The 26,153-nt window shown below is 66.8% G+C and carries 25 protein-coding genes; 22 read left to right on the top strand and 3 right to left on the bottom strand.

Features of this window, described 5'->3' with window-relative positions:
• The first annotated feature begins 88 nt into the window (after positions 1-88).
• From glpX to ACP690_RS03740, 6 genes are all read left to right on the top strand, one after another.
• Positions 89-1,051 carry a class II fructose-bisphosphatase gene (gene glpX, locus ACP690_RS03765; RefSeq protein ID WP_043059882.1) on the top strand — a complete coding sequence of 321 codons (963 nt, stop codon included), beginning with the start codon at positions 89-91 and terminating at the stop codon, positions 1,049-1,051.
• A gap of 438 nt (positions 1,052-1,489) precedes the next feature.
• Complete coding sequence (locus ACP690_RS03760; protein WP_426260187.1) at positions 1,490-2,863, top strand: M48 family metalloprotease; 1,374 nt, start codon at positions 1,490-1,492, stop codon at positions 2,861-2,863.
• A complete protein-coding gene (locus ACP690_RS03755) occupies positions 2,860-3,573 on the top strand; it encodes a DsbA family protein (RefSeq protein WP_426260186.1) in 714 nt (237 codons plus the stop codon). The genes ACP690_RS03760 and ACP690_RS03755 overlap by 4 nt, the downstream gene beginning before the upstream one ends.
• Before the next feature lie 67 nt (positions 3,574-3,640).
• On the top strand, positions 3,641-5,329 hold the full coding sequence (locus tag ACP690_RS03750) for a sensor domain-containing diguanylate cyclase (RefSeq protein ID WP_426260185.1): 1,689 nt from the start codon (positions 3,641-3,643) through the stop codon (positions 5,327-5,329).
• Between the two features lie 90 nt (positions 5,330-5,419).
• Entirely contained in the window at positions 5,420-6,349 is a 930-nt protein-coding gene (locus ACP690_RS03745; protein ID WP_426260184.1) for an ABC transporter ATP-binding protein, read from the top strand.
• Between the two features lie 58 nt (positions 6,350-6,407).
• Positions 6,408-7,169, top strand: coding sequence for an ABC transporter permease (locus ACP690_RS03740; protein WP_147037050.1), 762 nt, complete (start codon positions 6,408-6,410; stop codon positions 7,167-7,169).
• A 96-nt stretch (positions 7,170-7,265) separates the two neighbouring features.
• On the opposite strand, the gene ACP690_RS03735 is transcribed toward ACP690_RS03740, so the two are convergent.
• The gene (locus ACP690_RS03735) at positions 7,266-7,976 is read right to left on the bottom strand and encodes a CPBP family intramembrane glutamic endopeptidase (RefSeq protein WP_426260183.1); all 711 of its coding nucleotides are present in this window, start codon (positions 7,974-7,976) and stop codon (positions 7,266-7,268) included.
• 95 nt (positions 7,977-8,071) lie between these two features.
• Here ACP690_RS03735 and ACP690_RS03730 point away from each other — a divergent pair, with 95 nt between their 5' ends.
• From ACP690_RS03730 to ACP690_RS03715, 4 genes are all read left to right on the top strand, one after another.
• On the top strand, positions 8,072-10,594 hold the full coding sequence (locus ACP690_RS03730; RefSeq protein ID WP_426260182.1) for a penicillin-binding protein 1A: 2,523 nt from the start codon (positions 8,072-8,074) through the stop codon (positions 10,592-10,594).
• 114 nt (positions 10,595-10,708) lie between these two features.
• The gene (gene prfB / locus ACP690_RS03725; RefSeq protein WP_147036098.1) at positions 10,709-11,836 is read left to right on the top strand and encodes a peptide chain release factor 2; all 1,128 of its coding nucleotides are present in this window, start codon (positions 10,709-10,711) and stop codon (positions 11,834-11,836) included.
• Complete coding sequence (locus tag ACP690_RS03720; protein WP_063687569.1) at positions 11,833-12,564, top strand: class I SAM-dependent methyltransferase; 732 nt, start codon at positions 11,833-11,835, stop codon at positions 12,562-12,564. The genes prfB and ACP690_RS03720 overlap by 4 nt, the downstream gene beginning before the upstream one ends.
• Positions 12,565-12,805: 241 nt before the next feature.
• Complete coding sequence (locus tag ACP690_RS03715; RefSeq protein ID WP_426260181.1) at positions 12,806-13,576, top strand: DUF5677 domain-containing protein; 771 nt, start codon at positions 12,806-12,808, stop codon at positions 13,574-13,576.
• Positions 13,577-13,772: 196 nt separating this feature from the next.
• On the opposite strand, the gene ACP690_RS03710 is transcribed toward ACP690_RS03715, so the two are convergent.
• On the bottom strand, positions 13,773-14,198 hold the full coding sequence (locus ACP690_RS03710) for a JAB domain-containing protein (protein WP_426260180.1): 426 nt from the start codon (positions 14,196-14,198) through the stop codon (positions 13,773-13,775).
• Positions 14,199-14,306: 108 nt separating this feature from the next.
• On the opposite strand from ACP690_RS03710, the gene ACP690_RS03705 reads away from it, so the two are divergent.
• The 7 genes from ACP690_RS03705 (at position 14,307) to ACP690_RS03675 (ending at position 19,575) form a co-directional block, all read left to right on the top strand.
• Positions 14,307-15,101, top strand: coding sequence for a thymidylate synthase (locus ACP690_RS03705; protein ID WP_426260302.1), 795 nt, complete (start codon positions 14,307-14,309; stop codon positions 15,099-15,101).
• A complete protein-coding gene (locus ACP690_RS03700) occupies positions 15,098-15,577 on the top strand; it encodes a dihydrofolate reductase (protein WP_426260179.1) in 480 nt (159 codons plus the stop codon). The genes ACP690_RS03705 and ACP690_RS03700 overlap by 4 nt, the downstream gene beginning before the upstream one ends.
• 124 nt (positions 15,578-15,701) lie before the next feature.
• On the top strand, positions 15,702-16,706 hold the full coding sequence (gene cobS / locus ACP690_RS03695) for a cobaltochelatase subunit CobS (RefSeq protein WP_426260178.1): 1,005 nt from the start codon (positions 15,702-15,704) through the stop codon (positions 16,704-16,706).
• Positions 16,707-16,753: 47 nt separating this feature from the next.
• Positions 16,754-17,035, top strand: coding sequence for a type II toxin-antitoxin system Phd/YefM family antitoxin (locus ACP690_RS03690; RefSeq protein WP_426260177.1), 282 nt, complete (start codon positions 16,754-16,756; stop codon positions 17,033-17,035).
• Positions 17,035-17,421, top strand: coding sequence for a type II toxin-antitoxin system VapC family toxin (locus tag ACP690_RS03685; protein ID WP_426260176.1), 387 nt, complete (start codon positions 17,035-17,037; stop codon positions 17,419-17,421). Before ACP690_RS03690 ends, ACP690_RS03685 begins: the two co-directional genes overlap by 1 nt.
• Positions 17,421-19,247 (top strand): cobaltochelatase subunit CobT, encoded by a 1,827-nt coding sequence (gene cobT, locus ACP690_RS03680; protein ID WP_426260175.1) that lies wholly within the window; start codon positions 17,421-17,423, stop codon positions 19,245-19,247. The genes ACP690_RS03685 and cobT overlap by 1 nt, the downstream gene beginning before the upstream one ends.
• Positions 19,248-19,305: 58 nt before the next feature.
• Positions 19,306-19,575 (top strand): hypothetical protein, encoded by a 270-nt coding sequence (locus ACP690_RS03675; protein WP_426260174.1) that lies wholly within the window; start codon positions 19,306-19,308, stop codon positions 19,573-19,575.
• 15 nt (positions 19,576-19,590) lie between these two features.
• Here ACP690_RS03675 and ACP690_RS03670 read toward each other — a convergent pair whose 3' ends face one another.
• Complete coding sequence (locus ACP690_RS03670; protein WP_426260173.1) at positions 19,591-19,956, bottom strand: energy transducer TonB; 366 nt, start codon at positions 19,954-19,956, stop codon at positions 19,591-19,593.
• A gap of 203 nt (positions 19,957-20,159) precedes the next feature.
• On the opposite strand from ACP690_RS03670, the gene ACP690_RS03665 reads away from it, so the two are divergent.
• Genes ACP690_RS03665 through ACP690_RS03645 form a run of 5 tightly spaced genes read left to right on the top strand, consistent with a single transcriptional unit; the run spans position 20,160 to position 26,068 of the window.
• Positions 20,160-21,377 (top strand): dipeptidase, encoded by a 1,218-nt coding sequence (locus ACP690_RS03665; RefSeq protein ID WP_426260172.1) that lies wholly within the window; start codon positions 20,160-20,162, stop codon positions 21,375-21,377.
• Between the two features lie 12 nt (positions 21,378-21,389).
• The gene (locus ACP690_RS03660) at positions 21,390-22,328 is read left to right on the top strand and encodes a bifunctional riboflavin kinase/FAD synthetase (protein ID WP_043059870.1); all 939 of its coding nucleotides are present in this window, start codon (positions 21,390-21,392) and stop codon (positions 22,326-22,328) included.
• 39 nt (positions 22,329-22,367) lie between these two features.
• Positions 22,368-25,157, top strand: a complete 2,790-nt coding sequence (ileS, locus tag ACP690_RS03655) for an isoleucine--tRNA ligase (RefSeq protein ID WP_426260171.1) — start codon at positions 22,368-22,370, stop codon at positions 25,155-25,157.
• Positions 25,150-25,659 (top strand): signal peptidase II, encoded by a 510-nt coding sequence (gene lspA, locus ACP690_RS03650; protein ID WP_426260170.1) that lies wholly within the window; start codon positions 25,150-25,152, stop codon positions 25,657-25,659. The genes ileS and lspA overlap by 8 nt, the downstream gene beginning before the upstream one ends.
• Positions 25,652-26,068 carry a DUF3035 domain-containing protein gene (locus ACP690_RS03645; RefSeq protein ID WP_017977575.1) on the top strand — a complete coding sequence of 139 codons (417 nt, stop codon included), beginning with the start codon at positions 25,652-25,654 and terminating at the stop codon, positions 26,066-26,068. The genes lspA and ACP690_RS03645 overlap by 8 nt, the downstream gene beginning before the upstream one ends.
• Positions 26,069-26,153 lie beyond the last annotated feature (85 nt).

Genomic DNA, 26,153 nt, shown 5'->3' with positions numbered 1-26,153 from the left:
CGCACGGCCACCCCCGGTCGAATCAGCGTTGTACCCCGCCCCGCCAGCGTCTATCAGGCCCGTTATACACGTTAAACGGAAGGCTCCCATGTCCGACGCCAGCACGCTCCTCGACCGGGTTCTCGTCCTCGAAATGGTGCGTGTCACCGAAGCGGCGGCGATCGCCGCCTCGACGCTGACCGGGCGCGGCGACGAAAAGGCGGCGGATGCCGCGGCGGTCGAGGCGATGCGCGCTGCGCTCAACGAACTCGACATCGACGGCACCGTCGTGATCGGCGAGGGCGAGCGCGACGAGGCGCCGATGCTGTTCATCGGGGAAAAGGTCGGCAGCGGCAACGGCCCGGCGATCGACATCGCGCTCGATCCGCTCGAAGGCACGACGATCTGCGCCAAGGCCGGCCCCAACAGCCTCGCGGTGCTCGCCATCGCCGAAGCAGGCGGCCTGCTCAACGCGCCCGACGTCTATATGGACAAGATCGCGGTCGGCCCGGGCCTGCCCGCCGGCGTCATCGATCTCGACAAGTCGCCGACCGAGAATATCAAGGCGATCGCCGCGGCCAAGGGCGTGGCTCCCAACGAGATCATCGCCTGCGTCCTCGACCGCCCGCGCCACGAAGCGCTGATCGCCGAGCTGCGCAGCCTTGGCGTCGGCGTGATGCTGATCGGTGACGGCGACGTCGCGGGCGTCATCGCCACCGCCGATCCAGACACGACGATCGACGTCTACATGGGCTCGGGCGGCGCGCCGGAAGGCGTCCTCGCCTGCGCCGCGCTGCGCTGCGTCGGTGGCCAGTTCAAGGGCCGGCTGCTGTTCCGCAACGACGACGAACGCGCCCGCGCCCGCAAATGGGGCATCGCCGACCTCGACAAGCAGTACGACCTCGAGGAACTGGCCAAGGGCGACTGCATCTTCGCCGCGACCGGCGTCACCGACGGCTCGCTGCTCGAAGGCGTCAAGCGCCGCAAGGGCAAGATGACCACCGAAAGCGTCGTCATGCGCGCCTCCACCGGCACCGTCCGCTGGGTCAAGGGCGAACACCGCACGGCATAAAAGGGCAGGGGGGGAGGGACCCTTCTCCCTCCTCCGTTCGCCCTGAGCCTGTCGAAGGGCCGATCGCCCCGAGCACCGCCCATGCGTGTGGACAGCCGCCCTTCGACAGGCTCAGGCCGAACGGCGGCATGGGGACGGCTCCCCGCGCGCGCCAGGTGGCCCACGGCTTTCGCGCGCAAAGGCGTAGGGGACGCACAGCCGATATCGCGCGACAGCGCGCCTACACCCTCCCAAAGCATCGCGACCAACGCCGCCGCACCCGCGCCCCCTCCGCGTCCTCCGCGCCTCTGCGCGACCCCCCCCTTTTTCTTCGCGGCTTCGTGTCGTCGCGCGAACCAAAACCCCGCTCACCCCCCGTTCACCCGCCCGCCGCTAACCACCCGTCGCATGCCCGCCAGCGTCCGTCGTTTGCCCGTGACCCCGCCGCCCGGCCCGCCTATGATCGCTCGCGTGCCTGCCCTGAAGCGCCTCGTCATCGCCGCCGCCGCCAGCGTGCTGCTGGCCGCCCAGCCGGCCTATGCCCAGTCGATCCTGCGCGATGCCGAGACGGAGGCGATGTTCGCCGACATGTCCACGCCGCTGGTCAAGGCGGCGGGCCTGTCGCCGCGCGACGTCAAGGTCGTCCTCATCAACGACGATTCGATCAACGCCTTCGTCGCCGGCGGCCAGACCGTGTACGTCCATTCGGGCCTGCTCCAGGCGGCGACCAGCGCCAACCAGGTGCAGGGCGTCATCGCGCACGAACTGGGGCATATCGCCGACGGGCACGTCGTCCTCGCCGATGCCGGCATCAAGCCCGCGATGCACATCACGCTTCTGTCGATGGTCCTCGGCCTCGCCGCCGTCGCGGCCGGCGCGGGCGAGGCCGGGGCGGGGCTGATGGCGCTCGGCCAGCAGGCCGGCATGGGCAAGTACCTCTCGTTCAGCCGGACGCAGGAATCCTCCGCCGACGCCGCCGGCGCGCGCTTCCTCACCACCGCCGGGATCACGGGGAAGGGGATGCTCACCTTCTTCAAGACGTTGCAGCAGCAGGAATATCGCTACGGCGTCGAGAATATCGATCCGTTCATGCAGACCCACCCGCTGTCGGGCGAGCGTATCGCCAATCTGACCGCGGTGCTCACTGCCGCGCCGTCGTGGAACACGCCGCCCGATCCGGCGCTCGAGGAACGCTTCCGCCGCGTGAAGGCGAAGCTCGAAGGCTATGTCATGCCGCCCGAGCGGACGCTGCGCGACTTCCCCGACACCGACACCAGCATCTACGCGCATTACGCGCGCGCCTATGCCTATCATAAGGCCGGCTATCCCGACAAAGCCGACGCCGAATCGCTGGCGCTGATCAAGGCCAAGCCCGACGATCCCTATTTCCAGGAAATCCGCGGCCAGATCCTGCTCGAAGCCGGCAAGCCCGCCGACGCGATTGCGCCCCTGCGCGCCGCGACCGAAGGCTCGCGCAACAACCCGCTGATCGCCACCACCTTCGGCCACGCGCTGATCGCGACCGAGGACAAGACGCATTATTCCGAGGCGATCCGCGTGCTGCGCGTCGCCACCGGCCGCGACGATCAGAATCCCTTCGCCTGGTATCAGCTCGGCACCGCCTATGAACTGACCGGCGACACCGCGCGCGCCGCGCTCGCCACCGCGGAGCGTGCCAGCATGGACGGCGACATGCGCACCGCCGCGCAAAGCGCGCGCTACGCGCTCGCCAATATTCCGAAAAACACGCCCGACTGGATTCGGGCGCAGGACATCGCCATGGCCGCGCAGAACGACATGGACGACAACCCCAAGAAATATAAGAAGAGATGACCCGATACACTTTCCCGCTGATCGCGGCTCTCGGTGCCGTGATCGGCGCCGGCGCCGTCTGGAGCTACGATCGCTTCGCCTCGCCGGGCGGCCCCGACCAGGCGCGGATCGAGCGCGTCGTCCACGACTATGTCCTCAGCCATCCCGAGATCATCCCGCAGGCGATGCAGAAGCTGCAGGACCAGCAATCGGGCCAGGCCGTCGCCGCCAACCGCCGCGACATCGAAACACCGTTCGGCAGCGCCTGGGCGGGCAATCCCAAGGGCGACGTGACGCTGGTCGAATATTTCGACTATAATTGCGGCTATTGCCGCGCCTCGCTGCCGATGATCGCCGACCTCATCAAGCGCGATCCCAAGCTGCGCGTCGTCTATCGCGACCTGCCGATCCTGTCCGACGAAAGCCGCGTCGCCGCCCGCGCCAGCCTGCTCGCGGCGCAGCAGGGCAAGTTCCAGGCCTTCCACGACGCGCTCTATGCCGGCGGCCCGGTCAGCGATGTTTCGATCCAGGCGGCGGCGACGAAGGCGGGCGTCAGCCTGTCGGGCCTGCAAAGCCCCGTCGTCACCGCCGAAATCGCCAAGAACATGCAGACCGCGGTCAAGCTCGGCATGAACGGCACCCCCAGCTGGGTCGTCGGCGACCGCATCCTCTCCGGCGCGCTGCCGATCGAGGAGATCGAAAAAGCGATCGCTGCGGCGCGGGCGCGGTAGGCGGACCGGCCGTCGCATTAGCACTTTGTCAAAGTCCGGAATGCTAGTCCTGTCGAAAGGACAATTCATGACGGTCTTCAAGCGCTTGCATTTCGACCGGTCGCTATCCCAGCGGTTCACGGCACCGCGAACGATCCTGATGGCGACGCTCGCGATCGTCCTTGCGCAGCTGACCGCCTACGCCCTGATCCACGCCAGTCGTGAACAGCGGACCAGGTTCGATGCGCATGCCGCCGCGCTCGCCGATCTGTCGCGTGCTTTGTCCAACGCCGAGGATGCGCTCCACAACGTCGCGGGCGTCCGCCACGACGGCAAGGCGATCGCGCAATTCTACACCTCGCTCCGCGACGTCGAAACGATCGTACCGCGCCTGCGCATCGATCAGCGCAGCTATGCGCTGGATCCGGGCATCCATGGCGAAATCCACACGCTCGTGCAGGGGTGGCGCCGCACCGTCGCCGCCTATGAAACGCACGATGACGCGCGCGCGGTCGGTATCCTCACGCTGCCCGCTGCCGAACGGGCGATGGAGGAAGTGCAGGCATCGGTCGGGCGGGCGATCGATCGCAGCCGGGCGGATGCCGCGGCCGCATCGCAGCGCATCTGGATGATCTTCAACCTGTTGTTCTGGTTTCAGATCGCGTCGGTGATCCTGCTCGCGCTGGCGATCGGCCGGTCCTACCGCCGCGTGATCGCCGAATCGCGCGGCCGCCTGGATGCGATGACCAGCGAAGCGGCGACCCGGCGTCGGCTGGAGCTGCTGTTCGGCATGCACGACATGCTGCAGGCGGCGGAGGATCATCGCGACGCGAACCTGATCCTGTCGGCGACCGCGTCGCAGCTCGCGCCGAGCGTGCTGGGCGCGCTGTACGTCTTCAACAATTCGGGCGACCGGCTGCATTTGTCCACCCAATGGGGCGATGCGCGCGCCGACCAGCTGTTGCCGATGACGATCACGCCTAACGAATGCTGGGCGCTGAAGCGGGGCAAGCCGCACGTCAACGGCGATGGCGACCAGTCGCTGCGCTGCATGCATGCGCACCATGGCGCGTCGGCCTCGATCGAGGTGCCGATGATCGCGCGCGGCAACATCCTCGGCATGCTGGTGATGGTCGCCCCGGAAGGCGAGTCCGCCGACACCGGCGAACTGCGCCTCGTCGCCACCGCGCTTGCCGATGGCATGTCGCTCGCGCTGTCGAACATCGCGCTGCGCGAACGCCTGCGCACCCAGGCGCTGCGCGACGGGCTGACCGGCCTGTATAATCGCCGCTATATGGAGGACGCGCTCGAACGGCTGTTCGACGGAAACGGCCCCGCCGCGCCCGCTTCGTCGATCATCATGATCGATCTCGATCACTTCAAGACCATCAACGACGAACACGGGCACGCCGTCGGCGACAATATCTTGCGCGACGTCGGCCCGCTGCTGCTGGTCGGCCTGCGCAAGACCGACGTCGCCTGTCGCTATGGCGGCGAGGAACTCGTCGTCGTCCTGCCCAATTGCGATCACGACCACGCCGTCGCCCGTGCCGAGGTGATCCGAAGCCGGATCGCCGAGCTGTCGAGCGCCTATAATTTCCCGATTTCGGCATCGCTCGGCGTCGCCACGTCGGAACGGCACGGCCGCACGATCCCGGCGCTGATGGCCGCCGCCGACGCCGCGCTTTACGACGCCAAATCCGCGGGCCGCAACCGGGTGATGAGCGCCGACCGCGCCCGCGACGCGATGGCGGATATCCCCCTCGCGGCTGAATGACGGACGGGCGCCGATCGCAGACGCATCGGTGCCCCCCTTTTTCCAGTCGCTTGAGCACCCTATCTCCCGCCGCACCAAGGGGGCGCATCAATGCCGGAACCGATCCTCGCCGTGTCCGGCGTGTCCAAAACCTATAAGGGCGGCTTCACCGCCCTCCACAGCGTCGACCTGACGATCAACAAGGGCGAAATCTTCGCGCTGCTCGGCCCCAACGGCGCCGGCAAGACGACGCTGATCAGCATCATCTGCGGCATCGTCACGCCGTCCACCGGCACGATCCACGTCGCCGGGCACGACGCCATCACCGACTATAAGGCCGCGCGCCGCCGCATCGGCCTCGTGCCGCAGGAACTGTCGGTCGACATGTTCGAAACCGTGCTCGCCACCGTCACCTTTTCGCGGCGGTTGTTCGGCCGCTCGGGCCACAGCGCCTATATCGAACAGATCCTTCGCGATCTGTCGCTCTGGGACAAGCGCGATGCCAAGATCATGGAGCTGTCGGGCGGCATGAAGCGCCGCGTGCTGATCGCCAAGGCGCTGGCGCACGAACCCGAGATTCTGTTCCTTGACGAACCCACCGCCGGCGTCGACGTCGCGCTACGCCGCGACATGTGGAAGCTGGTTCACGGCCTGCGGGAACGCGGCGTCACCATCATCCTGACGACGCATTATATCGAAGAGGCCGAGGAAATGGCCGACCGCGTCGGCGTCATCAACAAGGGGCAGCTGCTGCTGGTCGACGAGAAATCGGCGCTGATGAAGAAGCTGGGCAAGCGCGAACTTGACCTTACTCTGGTCGAACCGCTGTCGGCGGTGCCCGACGGCCTCGACCGCTGGCACCTCAGCCTCGAAAACGACGGCAAGACGCTGCGCTACGTCTTCGACGCGACCGAGGAGCATACCGGCATCCCCTCGCTCCTGCGCGAACTCTCCGCACGCGACATTGCGTTCAAGGACCTCGAAACCTCGAAATCGAGTCTCGAGGACATCTTCGTCGACCTGGTGGGCGAGCGGGCATGAGCGCGCAAAACACCGTCGTCGGCGCGACTTTTGTGACTTTCCGAAAGGCGGGGCGCGCATGAATCTCCACGGCGTCTGGGCGATCTATCGCTTCGAAATGGCCCGCGCATTGCGCACGCTCTGGCAGAGCCTCGTCGCGCCGGTGTTGACGACCAGCCTCTATTTCATCGTCTTCGGCGGCGCGATCGGCAGCCGGATGCAGACGGTGGACGGGGTGGGCTATGGCAGCTTCATCGTGCCGGGGCTCATCATGCTCAGCCTGCTCACGCAGAGCGTCGGCAATGCGTCGATCGGCATCTATTTCCCCAAATTCACCGGCACGATCTTCGAACTGCTCTCCGCCCCCGTCTCGGCGATGGAGATGGTGCTGGGCTATGTCGGCGCGGCGGCGACCAAGTCGGTCGTGCTGGGGATCATCATCCTCGTCACCTCCGCCTTCTTCGTGCCGATCCGCGTCGATCATCCCGCCGCGATGGTGGCGTTCCTATTGCTCACCGCGGTCGCGTTCAGCCTGTTCGGCTTCATCCTCGGCATCTGGGCCAAGAGCTTCGAACAATTGAACTTCGTGCCGATGCTGCTGATCACCCCGCTGACGTTCCTGGGCGGCAGCTTCTATTCGATCGACATGCTGCCCCAGCCCTGGCGGACGGTCAGCCTGTTCAACCCGGTCGTCTATCTGGTCAGCGGCTTCCGCTGGAGCTTCTTCGGCAAGGGCGACGTCGACATCGCCGTAAGCCTCGGCGTCACATTGGGCTTCCTCATCCTCTGCCTCGCCATCATCGCCTGGATCTTCAAAAGCGGCTGGCGCCTGAAGAACTGACTCCGTCACCCCGGGCTTGACCCGGGGTCCCGCTTCCTCCGCAGTATCGGGATCAGCGGGACCCCGGCTCTTCGGCCGGGGTGACGGATAGGGACGTCAATCCGCCGCCCGCACCCGCGATGCCACCCACGGCCGCAGCACGAGTGCGTTGAGGTCGACCAGCGCATGCACCGCGATCGCCACCCACAGGCTGCCGGTCCCCATGTACAGCGCCGCGAGCAGCGCACCGCCAATCAGGTTCGCCGCCATCCCGGCACAGCCCTGATAGCGGTGCATCGCGGCAAAGGCGGCGGTGCCCACGCCCATCCCCACCGCGCCCGACCCGCAGGCCAGCGTCACGATCAGCGGGAGCCACAGGCGGAAGAACAGCTCCTCCGTCACCCCCGCCGATATCGCCAGAACCGCCGCCGGCCACAGATCGCCGTCGCGCCGCGGCAGCAGCGAGCTGGCATCGCCGATCGTCCACGGCCCGCGCCCGCGCCGCGCCCGCCACCAGGTCAGCGCCAGCCCCAGCGCGCTACCGCCTGCCAGCCCCAGCGCGATCGTCGTCGCCGAAATAGCCCCCGGCGGCAGACCGAGTGTCTGCGCCAGCGGTAGGAAAGCTAGCGGCACGCCGCCGATCGCCCCCAGACCCCCGATCGCCGCCAGCCCCAGCAATGCCGGCAGGCCGTACCCCAGCCACAGCCCCGACGCCCAGCGCAGGTGGCGCGCGGCAAAGCCGATCCGCCACCCCGCCATCAACTGCCCGCGCCACAGGATCAGCGCCTGATAGCCCAATGTCAGGACGAGGAGGATCGCGACCAGCATCGCCGCCGCCTATCGGTTCGTGCCCCTTCGCACCAGTCCGCCCGCCCACAGGCTGGCAAGCGCGGCCAAAGCCGTGTAGATGCGCGCTCCAGTCTATGGCGTCCGATCCCCCCCGCACCAGCCGATTCACCGCCTTCCGCGACGCCGGCGGCGTGCGTGGCCTCGTCAGCCGCTCGTGGGGCCGCTGGTGGGTGAAGGGGCTTGCCATCCTCGCCGTGCTGGCGGTCGCCGGATACGGTGTGGTGTGGGTGACGGTGCTGCGGCAATTGCCCTCGGTCGATCAGCTGCGCAGCTACGAACCGCCGTTGCCCACCAACGTGCGCGGCGCGGATGGCGCGCCGATCCAGTCCTACGCCCGCGAACGCCGCGTCGAGCTGAGCTACGCCGAATATCCGCCGCTGCTCGTCCGCGCCTTCCTGGCGGCGGAGGACAAGACCTTCTTCGAACACCATGGCGTCGACTATCCGGGCCTCGGCGGCGCGGTGATCGATTACGTGCGCAAGTTCGGCACCGGCCGCCGCGCCAAGGGCGGATCGACCATCACGCAACAGGTCGCCAAGAATCTGCTGATCGGCAACGAATATTCGCCGACGCGCAAGTTCAAGGAAGCGATCCTTGCCTATAAGATCGAGGACACGCTCACTAAGCCGCAGATCCTGGAGCTGTACCTCAACCAGATCGCGCTGGGCCGGAACGCCTTTGGCGTCGAGGCGGCGAGCCATGCCTATTTCGACAAGGAACTGAACGAGCTCGATCTCGCGCAGCTCGCCTATCTCGCGATCCTGCCCAAGGGGCCGTCGAACTACGATCCCGTCCGCCACGCCGATCGCGCGCTCGCCCGCCGCAATTACGTGCTCGGCGAGATGCTGAAGAACGGCTTCATTACGCAGGCCCAGCACGACCAAGCGGTGTCCGAACCGCTTGGCACCATCCTGCGCCGCACGCCGAAATACGAACGCGTCGGCGGCTATTTCGTCGAAGAGGTCCGCCGCCAGCTGATCGACAAGTTCGGCGAGACCGAGCGCGATGGCCCGTTCAGCGTCTACGCCGGCGGCCTGTGGGTGCGCACCAGCCTCGACACGCGGCTGCAGGACCTTGCGGCGCAAGCGTTGCGCGACGGCCTGCTCCGCTACGATTCGGGGCGCGGTTGGTCCGGTCCGCTGCGCCACGTCGACCTCGACGACGCGGACGGCTGGCTGCAGCCTTTGCTCAACACCAACATCGGCCTCGACTATAAGGATTGGCGCGCGGCGATCGTGATCTCACGCGAGGGTGACGCGTGGCAGATCGGGTTCGCCGACGGCAAGACCGGCACGCTGTCGCGCGGCGCGGCGCAGATGCCCGTCCGGGGCAAGGGCGGCACCGCCTTCGCCGCGCTGAAGGCCGGCGACATCATCGCCGTCGCGCCGCAAGGTAGCAGCTACGCCATCCGCTCGGTGCCGAAGATCAGCGGCGGCTTCGTCGTCGAAGAGCCGCAGACCGGCCGCGTCCTAGCGATGCAGGGCGGGTTCGACAGCCGCTTGCAGGCGTTCAATCGCGCGACGCAGGCGATGCGTCAGCCCGGATCGACCATCAAGCCGATCGTCTATTCTGCCGCGCTGGAAAACGGCATGACGCCCGCCAGCATCATCGTCGACGGCCCGTTCTGCGTCTACCAGGGCGCGCGTCTGGGGCAGAAGTGCTTCCGCAACTTCGGCAATTCGCGCGGGGCGGGGCCGCACACGATGCGCTGGGGCATCGAACAGTCGCGCAACCTGATGACCGTCCGCGCCGCCGCGACCACCGGCATGCCGCGCGTCGTCGACGTCATGAAGCGGATGGGCGTCGGCGATTACCAGCCCTATCTCGCCAATGCGCTGGGCGCGGGCGTCACCACCGTCAGCCGCATGGTCAACGCCTACGCGACGCTCATCAACCAGGGCCGCGCCCATGCACCCACGCTGATCGACTTCGTGCAGGACCGCCACGGCAAGGTGATCTGGCCGGAGAATTGGCGCGGCTGCGACGGCTGCAACGCGCCCGACTATAATGGCAAACCGATGCCGCGCCCCGGCGACCGCACGCGCCAGGCGATCGACCCGCTCACCGCCTATCAGATGGTCCACATCACCGAAGGCGTCATCCAGCGCGGCACCGCCGTCGTGCTGCGCGACCTCGACCGGCCGATGATGGGCAAGACCGGCACGACGACCGGGCCGACGGACGTCTGGTTCGTTGGCGGCACGCCGCAGTTCATCGGCGGCCTCTACGTCGGCTACGACACGCCCTCGAACCTCGGCGGCTATGCGCAGGGCGGCACCTTCGCCGCGCCGATCTTCAAGGAATTCGCGGTCAAGGCCTATGAGGGGCTCGACAAGATCCCGTTCCGCGCCCCCGCCGGCATCCGCATGGTCCGCATCGATCGCGCCACCGGTCGCCCGGTCTACGGCACCTTCCCGACCGACACCGATCCCAAGGCGGCGGTGATCTGGGAAGCGTTCAAGCCGCAGAGCGAGCCGCGCCGCGCGATCCATCGCGGGCCCACCCCCGCCGCGACCGCCACCGCCGCCGCTCCGCAACGCGCCACCAGCACGCAGCGCGACAGCGATTTCTTGCAAAGGGAAGGCGGAATCTACTAGCGAACATTCTGTTCGTTATCCCAGCGCCGGCTGGGATCTTCCTCGTGGGGCACCATCTTTGCCGCATGAGATGCCAGCCTTCGCTGGCATGACGTTTGGTTTTGGAGAAGTTTCATGCGCGCCGAAGCGCAGTCCCACGTCGACCGTATCAATGACGCGCTGGCGCTGCTGCGCCGGTTCCTCGATTGGGACCGCGCGCTGCGCCGCCTCGACGAGCTGAACGCGCGCGTCGAGGACCAGGCGCTGTGGAACGACCCCAAGGCCGCGCAGGAGGTCATGCGCGAACGCCGCCGCCTGGACGAGGCGATCACCGCCACCCGCGCCATCCAGTCCGAGATGGACGACACCGTCGAACTCATCGAGATGGCCGAGGCCGAGGGCGACACCGCGATGGAGCAGGAGGGCGTCGAGGCGCTCGCTGCGCTGGCGGAACGCGCCGACCACGACAAGATCCAGGCGCTGCTGGCGGGCGAGGCCGACGCCAACGACACCTATATCGAAATCAACTCGGGCGCCGGTGGCACCGAGAGCCAGGACTGGGCGGGCATGCTCCAGCGCATGTACACGCGCTGGGCCGAACGCCGCGGCATGAAGGTCGAGTTGATCGACTATCACGCCGGCGAACAGGCGGGCATCAAGTCCGCGACATTGCTGGTGAAGGGCGAGAACGCCTATGGCTATGCCAAGACCGAAAGCGGCGTCCATCGCCTCGTCCGCATCAGCCCGTATGACAGCGCCGCACGCCGCCACACCAGCTTCTCCAGCGTCTGGGTCTATCCGGTGATCGACGACAATATCGTCGTCGATTACAATGAAAGCGACCTGCGCATCGACACCTATCGCGCGTCGGGCGCCGGTGGCCAGCACATCAACACCACCGATTCGGCGGTGCGCATCACGCACATCCCCACCGGCATCGTCGTGCAGTGCCAGAACCAGCGGTCGCAGCACAAGAACAAGGCTGAGGCGTATAACCAGCTGCGCGCGCGCCTGTACGAACTGGAACTGCAGAAGCGCGAACAGGCCGCCAACGCCGAAAACGCCACCAAGACCGACATCGGCTGGGGCCACCAGATCCGCAGCTATGTCCTCCAGCCGTATCAGCTGGTGAAGGACCTGCGCACCGGCACCACCTCCACCGCGCCCGGCGACGTGCTCGACGGCGCGCTCGATCCCTTCATGGCTGCCGCGCTTTCGCAGCGCGTGACGGGCGAGAAGGTCGACGTGGAGGACGTGGATTGATCCGGCCCCGGGCCCGCGCCATCGCCGCCGCCACGGGGCTGTGCCTCGTCGCGTCCGCGTGCGACGGGTCCAAGCCGCTGCTGAAGCGCGACGACGCGCCCAGCCAGTTTCCGGTTGCCGACCGCCCCGTCGCGCATATCGTCTCGGCCCGCTGGTCGAACGAAGAGGCGCGCGATCGCCTCAACGAAGCGTCGGAGGTGATGGACAAGGCCGGCATCGCCAAGGGCATGACCGTCGCCGACATCGGCGCGGGCGAGGGCTATTACACCATCCGCCTCGCGCAACGCGTCGGCGAACACGGCCGCGTGCTGGCCGAGGATATCGTCGCCAGCGTCCGCGATGCTTTGGCGGAACGCGTCGCCCGTGAAGACCTCGAAAACGTCGCCGTCCGCCTCGGCACCCCCGCCGACCCCAAGCTACCCCCGGCGAGCTTCGACCGCGTCCTCATGGTCCACATGTACCATGAGATCGAACAGCCCTACGAATTCCTCTGGCGCCTCAGGCCCTCGCTCAAGCCCGAGGGCCTGGTCGTCGTCGTCGACGCCAACCGCCAGACCAAGAACCACGGCACGCCGCCTGCGCTGCTGAAGTGCGAGTTCGAGGCGGTCGGCTACCGCCAGGTCGCGATGACCGACATGCCGTCGGCGGGCGGCTACATGGCGACGTTCAAGGCGGTCGGCCCAAGGCCGGAGCCCGAGGCGATCAAGCCGTGTGTGATGCGGGATTGAGCGGGTCCCGATGCTATTAAACCTCTGACGACCTAGTTTACTTAGCACTGGTGTGTTTGGATAAGTGGGCGTGACGTGTGACCCCCTTTTTCTCGCCATCTTTGGCGTCAAGAGTGCTGGCATCCCAAGGGCTGAGCAATCTATGGCAAATTTGAGTCGAAAATTTCGACGTTCGGGTCAAAGAAAGCCGCCGAATACTCGGCCCCAAGTGCGGCGTCTCCCCGCAAAATTCGAAGAGAAAATGAGTCGCCTTGCAGTGCTCGGCGGTTTTGCAAATCATGTATCGATGAATTTAGCCGGACTGCCTACTACGAAAAACGGCGAGCTAGCCTCGATGGTTTTCGCAAAAAGTTGTGCGCATGCCCGTTCGATCGGAGCGATAGCGATCGAATCTCCGATGTTTGATCATCATGCAATTATGTCCTTGGCAAGGATGATATTAGAGGCATCGACAATGATCGCTTATCTTTTGGATCCCGTTGATGAGGAGCAGCAGCGGTTTCGATACACCGTCTTAAAATTACACGATACTGTTAACCGCTTAAAGCTGCTGAGGGGGTTCGGTGCTGAGGCAGATGATTTGCGTCGGGGAAGAGATGAGCTAAAACTAGAGATTGTTAGTAGCTCAGCTTTCAGTGAACTTGCCGAGGATCGCAAGAAGAGAGTGCTGAGTGGTGAGGAGATTTACGTTATTGGAATGCGTGCGGTATCTAAAAAAATTATGGGATGGAATGAAGAGAACTTTTCTTCAGTATACGCATATTTGTCTGCGCACGCGCATTCTTCGCCTATGAGCTATATGAGAATGAGAGAGCATGAGATAGATTACTATTTCCCAAGCGAAGCTCAATATGACATACTGTCTTTGTCGATGGAAGTTGCGGAGGCTTGTTTGAGGAGGTCTATGCTGCGTATGATCGATTGTCATCCAGAGAGAATAGATGATTATAATATCCACTTGCTGAAAGATGCCAGAGAAGATGATGGGCGCTGCCCATTTTTTATGACATAACGGCTGTGTAAATTCCCTTCCAATTTCACCCCACCCGCCCCACATACCATCTCATGCCGCGAGCGCTTTGCCCCGCTGCCCCCTTCCAGTCTCCGGTTCGAACATTCGGGTCTCCGATCCCGCATGTTACGTATCGTCCACATCGTCCACTTTGGAACCTGCGGTACGGCCCGCCGCGCCCGAATCCGCACCCGATTCACACCATCCCGAGCGCGCGCAGGCTGGTGATGCGGTCGCCCGCCAGGATCAGATGGTCGAGCAATTCCACCTCCACCGCCGTGCACACGCGGGCGAGCGCGCGGGTGTAGGCGAGGTCGGCGGGGCTGGGGGTGGCGTCGCCGCTCGGGTGGCCGTGGCCCAGGATCAGCGCGGCGGCGTCATGCGCCAGCGCGCCCGCGATCACCATGCGCAGCGACAGCGCGACCGACGCCCGCCCGCCGCCGACATCGATGCGGCCCAGAAGCCTCCGTTTCGGATCGAGATTCAACACCGCCGCGCGCTCCACCGCGCCCTCCGCCAACCCGGCGAACAGCCGCGCCGCCGTCGCGACGCCGGTCACCACAGGGGCGGGGGCCGCAGCGGGCGAGGGGGCCATAACCGGGAAGGGGGGCGTCGTCGTCACGCTTATGTCCTGTCACGCCGCGCCGTGCCGTGCAGCGTCCCGCGCATCCGTTTCGGAGCAAGTCCCGCCGGGGTGGCGACTCGCACCCGCCTCCGCTACCCAGCGGGGATGCGCCAATATCTCGACCTCATGGACCGCGTGCTCACCAGCGGTGCCGAGCAGATGGACCGGACCGGCACCGGCACGCTCTCCGTCTTCGGCGCGCAGATGCGCTTCGATCTGCGCCAGGGCTTCCCCGTGCTCACCACCAAGAAGCTGCACCTGCGCTCGATCATCATCGAACTGCTTTGGTTTCTGCGTGGGCAGACCAACGTGCGCTGGTTGCAGGAGCAGCGGGTGAGCATCTGGGACGAATGGGCGGACGAAGCGGGCGAACTCGGCCCCGTCTACGGCAAGCAGTGGCGCGATTGGGATGCGGGCGACGGCCGCCACATCGACCAGATCGCCGAGCTGATCCAGCAGATCAAGACGCAGCCCGCCTCGCGCCGCCAGATCGTCTCGGCGTGGAATCCGGGCGAGCTGCACGCCATGGCGCTCGCGCCGTGCCATTGCCTGTTCCAGACGCATGTCGCCAACGGCCGGCTGTCGCTGCAACTCTATCAGCGCTCCGCCGACATCTTCCTCGGCGTGCCGTTCAACATCGCCAGCTATGCGCTGCTCACCCACATGCTCGCGCAGCAATGCGGGCTGGAGGTCGGCGAGTTCATCTGGACCGGCGGCGATTGCCACCTCTACACCAACCACCTCGACCAGGCGCGCCTGCAGCTGACCCGCCAGCCCGGCCCGCTGCCCCGCCTCGAAATCCTGCGCACGCCGCCCGCGATCGATCAGTACGAATACGAAGACTTCGTCCTGCACGATTATTCGGCGCAACCGCACATCAAGGCCGCCGTGTCGGTATGATGACCTTCCACCTCGCGCGTGCCGACAATGGCGTCATCGGCCGCGACGGGCAGCTCCCCTGGCGGCTGCCCGCCGATCTGAAGCGCTTCAAGGCGCAGACGATGGGCCGCGCGATGGTGATGGGGCGGAAAACGTTCGAAAGCTTCCCGTCGCCCTTGCCGGGCCGCCGCCACATCGTCCTGACCCGCGATCCCGCCTGGGCCGCCGAGGGCGCCGAAGTGGCGCACACCCCTGCCGCCGCACTGGCGCTGGCGGGCGAGGACGTCGCGGTGATCGGCGGCGCGGAGGTCTTCGCGTTGTTCCTTCCGCAGGCCGACCGCATCGAGCTGACCGAAGTCCACGGCGACTACACCGGCGACGCCACCGTCCCTCCGTTCGACGGCTGGCGTGAGGTGGCCCGCGAGGATCACCCCGCCGAGGGCGACCGCCCCGCGTACAGCTTCGTGACGCTCGTCCGCCCCGACGCGGCGCACTGAAGGCACCGCCATCGCTTGACGCGGCGGCGATCCGTTTCCACTGGTAGCCGGTGGGTCATTCACGCGCTTCGTGCGTTGGGGGTGGCTGCCTTTTGCCTCGCTTCGAAAACGGTGCCCCGACCCGATGACCGACATTCCCAACACCCAGCCTGACAGCCGCGAAACCACGATCCTCGACGCCCCCGACAAGATGGTCGGCGTCCGCGACCTGTTCGGCATCGACAGCGACATGGAAGTGCCGGCGTTCAGCGAGGCGGACGAACGCGTCCCCGATCTCGACCCCGCCTATGTCTTCGATCCCGACACCACGCTGGCGATCCTGGCGGGTTTTGCCCACAACCGCCGCGTGATGGTGCAGGGCTATCACGGCACCGGCAAGTCGAGCCATATCGAACAGGTCGCCGCGCGCCTCAACTGGCCGTGCATCCGCATCAACCTGGACGCGCATATCAGCCGTATCGACCTGATCGGCCGCGACGCCATCGTCCTGAAGGACGGGCAGCAGGTGACCGAGTTCCGCGAGGGCCTGCTTCCCTGGGCGCTCCAGACGCCGACCGCGCTCGTCTTCGACGAATATGATGCGGGCCGCCCCGACGTGATGTTCGTGATCCAGCGCGTGCTGGAGACCGAGGGCAAGCTGACTCTGCTCGACCAGAATCGCGTCATCCGCCCGAACAAATGGTTCCGCCTGTTCGCGACCGCCAATACGGTCGGCCTTGGCGACACGAGCGGCCTGTATCACGGCACGCAGCAGATCAACCAGGGCCAGATGGACCGCTGGAACATCGTCGTGACGCTCAACTACCTGCCCGCCGCGACCGAGGCGCAGATCGTGCTCGCCAAGTCGGGCGAATACGACAAGCCCGAAGGCAAGAAGCAGGTGGATAACATGGTCCGCGTCGCCGACATGACGCGCAAGGGCTTCATCAACGGCGACATCTCGACCGTCATGAGCCCGCGCACCGTCATCACCTGGGCGCAGAACACGCTGATCTTCGGCGACGTCGGCTTCGCGTTCCGCCTGTCGTTCCTCAACAAGTGCGACGAGAACGAACGGCCGCTGGTGGCGGAATATTACCAGCGCGTCTTCGGCAAGGACCTGCCGGAGAGCGTGGTGGGAAAGGCTTGATCGGCCGGGTGGGCTAACCTACTTAGTCCATCCACTGGAGATACACGATGGCAGAGGCCGACCCGCAGAAGACGTTCAACGTCCACGAGGCGAAGACGCAGTTTTCGAAGCTGGTCGACCGCGCCCATGCTGGCGAGGAGATCATCGTCGCCAAGGCCGGCGTTCCTTACGCGAAATTGGTGCCGATCGAACCCGTTGCGAAGCGCAGGCGGCAACCGGGGCGGTGGAAAGACCTGAAGCTTTCGTATGACGACATCATGGCGCCGTGTTTTACGCGGGCGGAGCTCGACGAGATCGAGAACGCCAGTGTCTTCCCGCCCCACGCCTGATGCGGCTGCTGCTCGATACCCACGCCCTGCTTTGGTGGTGGCTCGCCGATCCGGCTCTGCCGCCGCGTGCCGCGGCCGCAATTGAGGATGGGGATAACCTCGTCTTCGTCAGCGCCGCAACCGCTTGGGAGATTGCGACCAAGGTACGGAAAGGACAGCTGGCGGCGATGCGTGATCGGCTTGAGCGTTTCGAAGAAGACGTCGTTGCGGATGGATTTCACACCTTGCCCGTCACGATGATCCACGGGCTGAAGGGCGGGGCGCTGCATGGCGCGCACAAGGATCCTTTCGATCGCATATTGGCGGCGCAAGCATTGTTGGAGAATATGGTGCTGGTGACGTGCGATCGCGAAATGGCGGCGTTCGGATGCGAGACGCTGTGGTAATGGCTAACGAAACCCCTCTCGACCAATTCAAGGCGGTCCTGTCCGGCACGGCGCGGGCGATTGCGGAGGAACCGGAGGTGGAGCTCGCCTTCACGGCCGATGCGCCTTCGCAGTCGGGCAAACATATCAAGATTCCGATGCCCGCGCGCGCGCTGCCGGCGGAGCAGGTGGCGGAGGCGCGTGGCTTCGCCGACGGGTTCGCGCTGCGGCTGAAGCATCACGACAGTGCGATGCACCTGCGCCACGCCCCCGCCGAGGCGGTGGCGCGTGCGGTGTTCGACGCGGTCGAGAGTGCGCGCGTCGAGGCGCTGGGCAGCCGCGGCTATGCGGGCATCGCCGACAATCTGGGCCATGCGCTCGACGTGCGGCTGCGCGCCGATCCGATCACCCGCGCCCGCACGCGCGAAGAGGTGCCGCTGTCGACCGCGCTGTCGCTGATGGTGCGCGAGGCGCTGACCGGCCAGCAGGCACCCGCCGCCGCTGCGCCCGGCCTGGCGCTGGTGCGCGACTGGATCGAGCAGCGCACCGATCTGTCCGGCCTTGCGCTCGCGCTCGACGACCAGCGCGCCTTCCAGTCCCTCGCGATGAAGATGCTCGCCGAGCTGGAGCTGATCGAGGGCGAGGTGAAGCCCGAGGAGGCGGACGACGGCGGGTCGGAGGACGAGGGCACCGACGACCAGCAGCAGGACGAGGGCGAGGACAGCGAGGACGAAGACGCCGGCCAGGGCGAAGGCCAGGTCGATGCGCGCGGCGAACAGCAGCAGTCGGACAGCGACGATAGCGAGGGCGAAGAGTTCGGTGAGGACTCGATGGACGACCTCGACGGCGAGGCGGGCGAAGACGGCGACGACGGCACGCAGCCCGTCCGCCCCAACCGCCCGAGCGGCGACTACATGCCGCAGTTCGATTACAAGCCGTGGACGACGCAGTTCGACGAGGTGATCGCGGCGACCGATCTGTGCGACGCGGACGAACTGGCGCGGCTGCGCGGCTATCTCGACCAGCAACTGGCGCATCTGCAATCGGCGGTGTCGAAGCTCGCCAACCGGTTGCAGCGCCGCCTGATGGCGCAGCAGTCGCGCAGCTGGGACTTCGACCAGGACGAGGGCATGCTGGACGCCGCGCGGCTCGCCCGCGTCGTCGTCAACCCGACGCAGTCGCTGAGCTACAAGATCGAGCGCGAGACGGATTTCCGCGACACCGTCGTCACGCTGCTGATCGACAATTCAGGGTCGATGCGCGGCCGCCCGATCGGCATCGCCGCGATCAGTGCGGACATCCTCGCCCGCACGCTGGAGCGCTGCGGCGTGAAGACCGAGATACTCGGCTTCACCACCCGCGCCTGGAAGGGCGGGCAGAGCCGTGAGACGTGGCTTGCGGCCGGACGCCCGCCGCAGCCGGGCCGCCTCAACGACATCCGCCACATCGTCTACAAGAAGGCGGACGAACCGTGGCGGCGCGCGCGCAACAACCTCGGCCTGATGATGCGCGAGGGGCTGCTGAAGGAGAATATCGACGGCGAGGCGCTGCTGTGGGCGCACAACCGCCTGATTGCGCGGCCTGAGGATCGCCGCATCCTGATGGTCATCAGCGACGGCGCGCCGGTCGACGATTCGACGCTTTCGGTCAATTCGGGCAGCTACCTCGAACGGCACCTCCGCCAGGTCATCGGCTGGATCGAGGGCAAGAGTCCGGTCGAACTCGTTGCGATCGGCATCGGCCACGACGTCACGCGCTACTACGCACGCGCCGTCACGATCATGGATGCCGAACAGCTGGGCGGCACGATCATCGAACAGCTCGCGGCGCTCTTCGATACGCCGTGAGGATGGCCGGGGGAGGGCATTTCGGCCATGGATCGAGCGCGGCGTCGCAGCCGCGCTGGTGATCCTGGCGGGCTTGGCGGCGGTGCCGTCGCTGATGATCGCGTTTGTCGGCCTGTTCGCCTTCGATGCACCCGACGCGACGGCGCACGTCCTGCCCTATGTGATGGCCGTGCTGTATTTCTCGGCACCGCTGCTCGTCGCGACGGGCGGCGTCCTCGCGTTGTCGAGCGTGGTCGCCCCGGGTTGGCGGCGAACCGCATCCGCCGTCGCCTGTCTGGCGTTCCCGGTGGGTGTGCTGCTGTGGTCGGGGACGTTGCTTCGGCACTAACGGTATGACGGACGGTCAGCCCGGCAAGCGCCAGTGGACGGTGTGGGTGTAGACGCCGGCGATCAGCTGACCCTGCGCGTCCGTGGCGGGCTGGAAGTGTGCGCGGCGGGACAGACGCTGGCAGGTGCCGTTGTCGAGGTCGGGGAAGCCGCTGCTCTGGTCGATTCGGCAGCCGGTGACGCGGCCCTGCGCGTCGACGGCGAGCGTTACGGCGACATCGCCTTGCTCGCCCATGCGCATCGCGGCGGGGGGATAGTCCATGGTGCCAAGCCACGATGCCGGGTCTTCCGCCGGCTGTGGTGGGCGGGCGTGGTGGCGGGCAAGGGCCGGTTGGGCGCAGGCGACGGCGATCAGGGCGGCAGGCACTATCCGGTAACGCATGGTCGATCCTCGTCTGGTGCGGCGGATGGGGACGCACGCGTACCGCCGACGGCGCCCAAGCCGTAGCCACCCCGGCTTACGATTGGCTGACGGTTTGGCGGATGGGGACGCCATCGGCGCGGAGCGATTTTGGGTGGCTCATGCTCCGGCGATTGCCCATAGTCGGCTCCAGGGGGCGGACGATCCCCGCGGGAGACGGCGGCATGCGCAAATGGCTGATCGGCGGCGGTGTGATCCTCGCGCTGGCACTCGCCGGCTTTTTCGGCATCGCGCCGGCATTGATCGACCGATCGATGAACCGCGTCATACCCGTGCCGATCCGCGTGACGCCGCAGGCCCGCGCGCTGCACCGCACGCTCGCCATCGCGGACATGCATGCCGATACCTTGCTGTGGCGCCGCGACCTGCTCGATCGCGCCTCGCGCGGTCAGGTCGACCTGCCGCGGTTGCAGGCGGGCAATGTCGCGCTGCAGGTGTTCTCGTCGGTCACCAAGACGCCCAAGCACCAGAATTACGATGCCAACGGCGCCGACACCGACAATATCACCTTGCTCACGATCGCGCAGATGCAGCCGCCGCGCACCTGGGGGTCGCTGCTGCAACGCTCGCTATGGCATGCGGAGAAGCTGGACCGCGCCGCTGCGGCGTCGGGGGGGCAGCTGCGCCTGGTGCGGACGCCCGCCGACATCGATCGCCTGCTCGCCGATCGCAAGGCGTGGACACAATGCTATGGCGACCATTGCCTCACCGCCGCGCCGGTTGGTGCGATGCTGTCGATCGAGGGGTTGCAGGACCTCGAAGGGCGGCTCGACAATCTCGATCGCCTGTATGTGGCGGGCTTTCGCATGGCGGGGATGGCGCATTTCTTCGACAATGACGTAGCGGGATCGATGCACGGTATCGCCAAGGGCGGCCTGACGCCGTTCGGCCGACAGGTAATCGCGGCGATGGAAGCGAAGGGCATGATCGTCGACGTCGCGCATGCCAGCCACGCTGCGGTCGCCGACATCCTGCGCGTTGCCAGGCGCCCCGTCGTCTCCAGCCATGGCGGCGTGCAGGCGACCTGCCGCGTCAACCGCAACCTGACCGACGCGGAGATCAAGGGCATTGCCGCGACCGGCGGGGTCGTCGGCATCGGCTATTGGGACGCGGCGGTCTGTTCGACCGATCCCGCCGCCGTCGCCCGCGCCATCGCGCATGTCCGCGACCTCGTCGGCGTCGACCACGTCGGTCTCGGCTCCGATTTCGACGGCGCGGTGACGACCGGGTTCGACACCAGCCAGCTTGTCGGGATCACGCAGGCACTGCTCGATCGTGGCTTCACACCGAATGAGATCGCCAAGGTGATGGGGGGCAACGTGCTGCGGCTCCTGCGAAACGGTCTTGCGCCCGCTCTTGCTCCGGGGGCGCCACGGTCCTAGGGCGCGCATGACATGGAGCGGCTGGACGGCGGCTCGACGGTGCCGCCGCATCTGGCCGGGGGGATCGTCGCGCTCGGCAATTTCGATGGCTTTCACCTCGGGCACCAGGCGGTGGTCGGGCAGGCGGTCGCGCGGGCCCGGGCCGAGGGGCGGCCGGCGCTGGTCGCGACCTTCGATCCGCACCCCGTCCGCCATTTCCGCCCCGACACGCCGCCCTTTCGCCTGACCACGCTCGACCAGCGCGAACGCCTGTTCGCCGCGGCGGGAGTGGATGCGATGGTCGTCTTCGCCTTCGACGCTGCCTTGGCGGCCTTGTCCGCGGAGGCCTTTGCCGAGCGGCTGGCGGCGCGGTTGCAGGTGGCGGGCGTCGTCACCGGCGAGGATTTCACCTTCGGCCAGGGCAAGCGCGGCGACGTCGCGATGCTGGCCGCGCTCGGCACGGCGCACGGCTTTACCGCGGAAACGGTCGGTGCCGTGACGCTGGACGGGGAGACGGTGTCGTCCAGCCGCATCCGCGAGTTGCTGCGCGCCGGCGATCCGCGCGGGGCCGCACGGCTGCTTACCCGCCCGTTCGCGATCGAAGGCACCGTGCAGCACGGCGACAAGCTGGGCCGGACGATCGGCTATCCCACCGCCAATCTGGACATGGGCAAATATCTCCGCCCCGCCTACGGCATCTATGCCGTCACCGCGCGATTGCCCGACGGGCGACAGGTGCAGGGCGCCGCCAATCTCGGCATCCGCCCGACCTTCGATCCGCCCAAGGAATTGCTCGAACCCTATTTCTTCGACTTTTCCGGCGACCTGTACGGCCAGACCATCGAGGTCGCGCTGATCGACTATATCCGCCCCGAAGCGAAGTTCGACAGCCTCGACGCGCTCACCGCGCAGATGGAGGCGGATTGTGCCGAGGCGCGGGCGCGGCTCTCCGCTGGGGCCCGAGCATTGTGAATGACACGTTCACACCTTGCCGCTAAGCCGTAACGACCTATGAGCGACACGCCCGACACTGCCAAAGATTGGCGCGACACCGTCTTCCTGCCGAAGACCGACTTTCCGATGAAGGCGGGCCTCGCCGCGAAGGAGCCCGCGATCCTGGAACGCTGGGCGCGGATCGGCGTGTACGATCGCCTGCGCGAACAGCGTAAGGGCCGGGATTTGTTCGTTCTTCACGACGGCCCGCCCTATGCCAACGGCGACATCCACATGGGCCATGCGATGAACAAGGTGCTGAAGGACATCATCGTCCGCAGCCAGTCGCTGATGGGCAAGGATGCCCCCTATGTGCCCGGCTGGGACTGCCACGGCCTGCCGATCGAATGGAAGGTCGAAGAGGCGTATCGCGCCAAGAAGCAGAATAAGGACGAGGTGCCGGTCGCGCAGTTCCGCGCCGAATGCCGCGCCTATGCCGACAAATGGGTGGGCGTGCAGCGCGACCAGTTCCAGCGCCTCGGCGTGATGGGCGACTGGGCCGACCCCTATCTCACGATGAATTACGACGCCGAGGCGACGATCGTCGGCGAGCTGCTGAAGTTCGCGACAAGCGGCCAGCTGTACCGCGGCGCCAAGCCCGTCATGTGGTCGCCGGTCGAAAAGACCGCGCTGGCCGAAGCCGAAGTCGAATATGAGGACATCGTCTCGACGCAGATCGACGTCGGGTTCGAGATCGACCATGCGCCCGAAGCCGACATCCTGGTCGGCGTGACCGCGGTGATCTGGACGACGACGCCGTGGACGATTCCCGTCAACCAGGCGCTCGCCTATAATCCGGCGCTCGATTACATCCTCTTCGGTTGCGGCGGGCGGCGTTTCCTCGTCGAGGAAAACCTGATGGGTGCGTTCATGAAGCGCACCGGCCTGAAGATGGAAGAGTTTATCGCGCTGGTGAAGGGCGCGGTGCTGGAAGGCGCGACGGCGAAGCATCCGATGCATGGCCTCGGCGGCTTCTTCGCCAAGCCGCGGCCGTTCCTGGCAGGCGAGTTCGTGACGCGCGATGCCGGCACCGGCCTCGTCCACATGGCGCCCGATCATGGCGAGGACGACTTCCTGCTGTGCAAGGCGCATGGCATCGACCCCGTCTTCGCGGTGGATGGCGCGGGCATGTACCGGCCGGACTGGGCATGGCTCGGCGGGCAGGGCAGCGTCATCAACAAGAAGTTCACCAGCGCCGAAGGCCCGATCTGTTCGGACCTGCGCGCGGCGGGCGCGCTGCTGTCGGCGAGCGACGATTTCGCGCACAGCTACCCGCATTCGTGGCGGTCGAAGGCGAAGGTGATCTTCCGCGCGACGCCGCAATGGTTCATCCCGATGGACCGCGCGATCCTGAACGACGGCGAGGGCCGCGCCAGCAACGGCGCGACGCTGCGCGAGACCGCGCTCGACGCGATCGAGCATACGCGCTGGGTGCCCGAACGCAGCCGCAACCGCATCCGCTCGATGGTGGAGGGGCGCCCGGACTGGGTGATCAGCCGCCAGCGCGCCTGGGGCGTGCCGATCGCGCTCTACGTCAACCGAGCGACCGGCGACTATCTCAACGACGCTGCGGTCAATGCGCGCATCGTCGCCGCCTTCCGCGACGGTGGCGCGGATGCGTGGTTCACCGCAGACCACCAGACGCTGCTCGGCGCCGATTATGACCTCGCCGACTTCGAACCGCAGACCGACATCCTCGACGTGTGGTTCGACAGTGGCTCGACCCACGTCTTCACCGTCGAGGCGCGCTACGGCGCCGACGTGCGCGCGAACCTGTACCTCGAAGGCAGCGACCAGCATCGCGGCTGGTTCCAGTCGTCGCTGCTCGAAAGCTGCGGCACGCGTGGCCGTGCGCCCTATGACGCGGTGCTGACGCACGGCTTCGCGCTCGACGGGCAGGGGCGCAAGATGTCGAAGAGCCTGGGCAACGTCGTCGACCCGCTGAAGGTGATCGGTGAAAGCGGCGCGGACATCCTGCGCATGTGGGTCGCCTCGACCGACTATTTCGACGACGTGCGTATCGGCAAGGAGGTGCTGGGCACGGCATCCGACGGCTATCGCAAGCTCCGCAACACCTTCCGCTACCTGCTCGGCGCGCTCGATGGCTTCACCGAAGCGGAGCGTGTGCCGGTCGAGGCGATGCCGGAGCTGGAACGCTACGTCCTCACCCTGCTCGGCCAGCTCGACATGGACCTGCGCGAGGCGGCGGAGGCGTATGAGCTCAACCGCTACCTGCGCCGCCTGACCGACTTCGCGAACGAGGACCTGTCGGCCTTCTTCTTCGATATCCGCAAGGATTCGCTCTATTGCGACGCGGCGACCGATCCCAAGCGTCGCGCCTATCGCACCGTGCTCGACGTGCTGTTCCACGCGCTGGTCCGCTATGCCGCGCCGATCCTGTGCTTCACCGCAGAAGAAGTGTGGCAGGCGCGCTTCCCGAGCGAGGACGGTTCGGTGCATTTCCTCGAATGGCCAGACCTGCCCGCGCTGCCGGGTGACGAGCCGCTCGGCACCGACTGGGCCGACGTCCGCTCGTTGCGTGCGAGCGTCACCGAGGCGATCGAGCCGCTGCGCCGCGAGAAGAAGGTGAAGTCGAGCCTGGAAGCAGAGGTCACTGTGCCCGCGATGCCGCTCGACGCGGCGGCGCTCGCCGAGACGTTCATCGTCGCGCGGGTGAGTGAGGGCGACGAGGTGACCGTGACGCGCACCGACTATCACAAATGCGGCCGCTGCTGGCGCCACCTGCCCGACGTCGCGGTGGATGGCGATCTGTGCGCGCGGTGCGAGAGCGTCGTCGGCCATGCGTAATCTTCCCCTCGCCGGCCTCATCACCGCCGCGCTGCTGTTCGTCGTCGATCAGGCGACGAAGTTCGGCATCACCGACGTGCTGCAGCTCAATGCGCTGACCGCCGAACGTTACGTCACGCCGTTCTTCAACCTGCGCTTCGTCGCCAACCACGGCATCTCGCTGGGGTATCTCCATGCCGACACCAACACCACGCGGTGGGCGCTGGTCGCGATGACCAGCGCGATCGCGCTGGCCGTCGCGGTGTGGATGACGCGCGAAACCAATCGCGTGGATCGCATTGCGCTAGGCGCGATCCTGGGCGGGGCGCTCGGCAATATCGCCGACCGTGTGCGGCTTGGCTACGTCGTCGATTTCGCCGATCTGCACTTCGGCGGATGGCAGCCGTTCCTCGTCTTCAACGTCGCGGATGCCGCGATCACCCTCGGCGTGCTGGTGCTGCTTGTCCGCGCGCTCCTGATGCGCGACAAGCGCGACATTCCCTCGGAGAATCCCCATGCGTAAGTCAGTTCCGATTCTCGCCGGCCTCGCCTGCGTCGTTCTCCTCTCGGGCTGCGGCAAGCGCGGCTACGACCGTGCGCGTCCCGACGAATTCGCCGTCGCGCGCCAGGCGCCGCTGGTGATCCCGCCCGATTTCGCGCTTGTCCCGCCGCAGCCGGGCGCCGCCCGCCCGCAGGACAATCAGGCGACCGCGCAGACGCTAGACGCGCTGTTCGGCGGCAACACGGCACGCAGCGCCGCCGAGAATGGCGTCGTCAACCAGGCCGGCGGCGACGCGGCGGATGCCGGCATCCGTTCCGAGGTCGGCGATCCGCAGACCAACGTCGTCGACAAGGGCGCGACGACGCGCGACATCGTCGCCGCCCCCGAAGGCGACGGCCAGGACGCGCGCGCGGCGGCGACCAAGAAGTAAGGCTTTCCCGAGTCCGGGACACGCTGCCCGACCGTCGATAGGATCGACGGTCGGGTAAGTCGTTTGAAGGGCGGCCGGAGTCGCC

Source organism: Sphingomonas sp. DC4900 (genome assembly GCF_049896485.1).
GTDB lineage: Bacteria > Pseudomonadota > Alphaproteobacteria > Sphingomonadales > Sphingomonadaceae > Sphingomonas > Sphingomonas aquatilis.
Note: the sequence above shows the minus strand (reverse complement) of the source record. Positions and strands in the feature narration are given on the sequence as shown.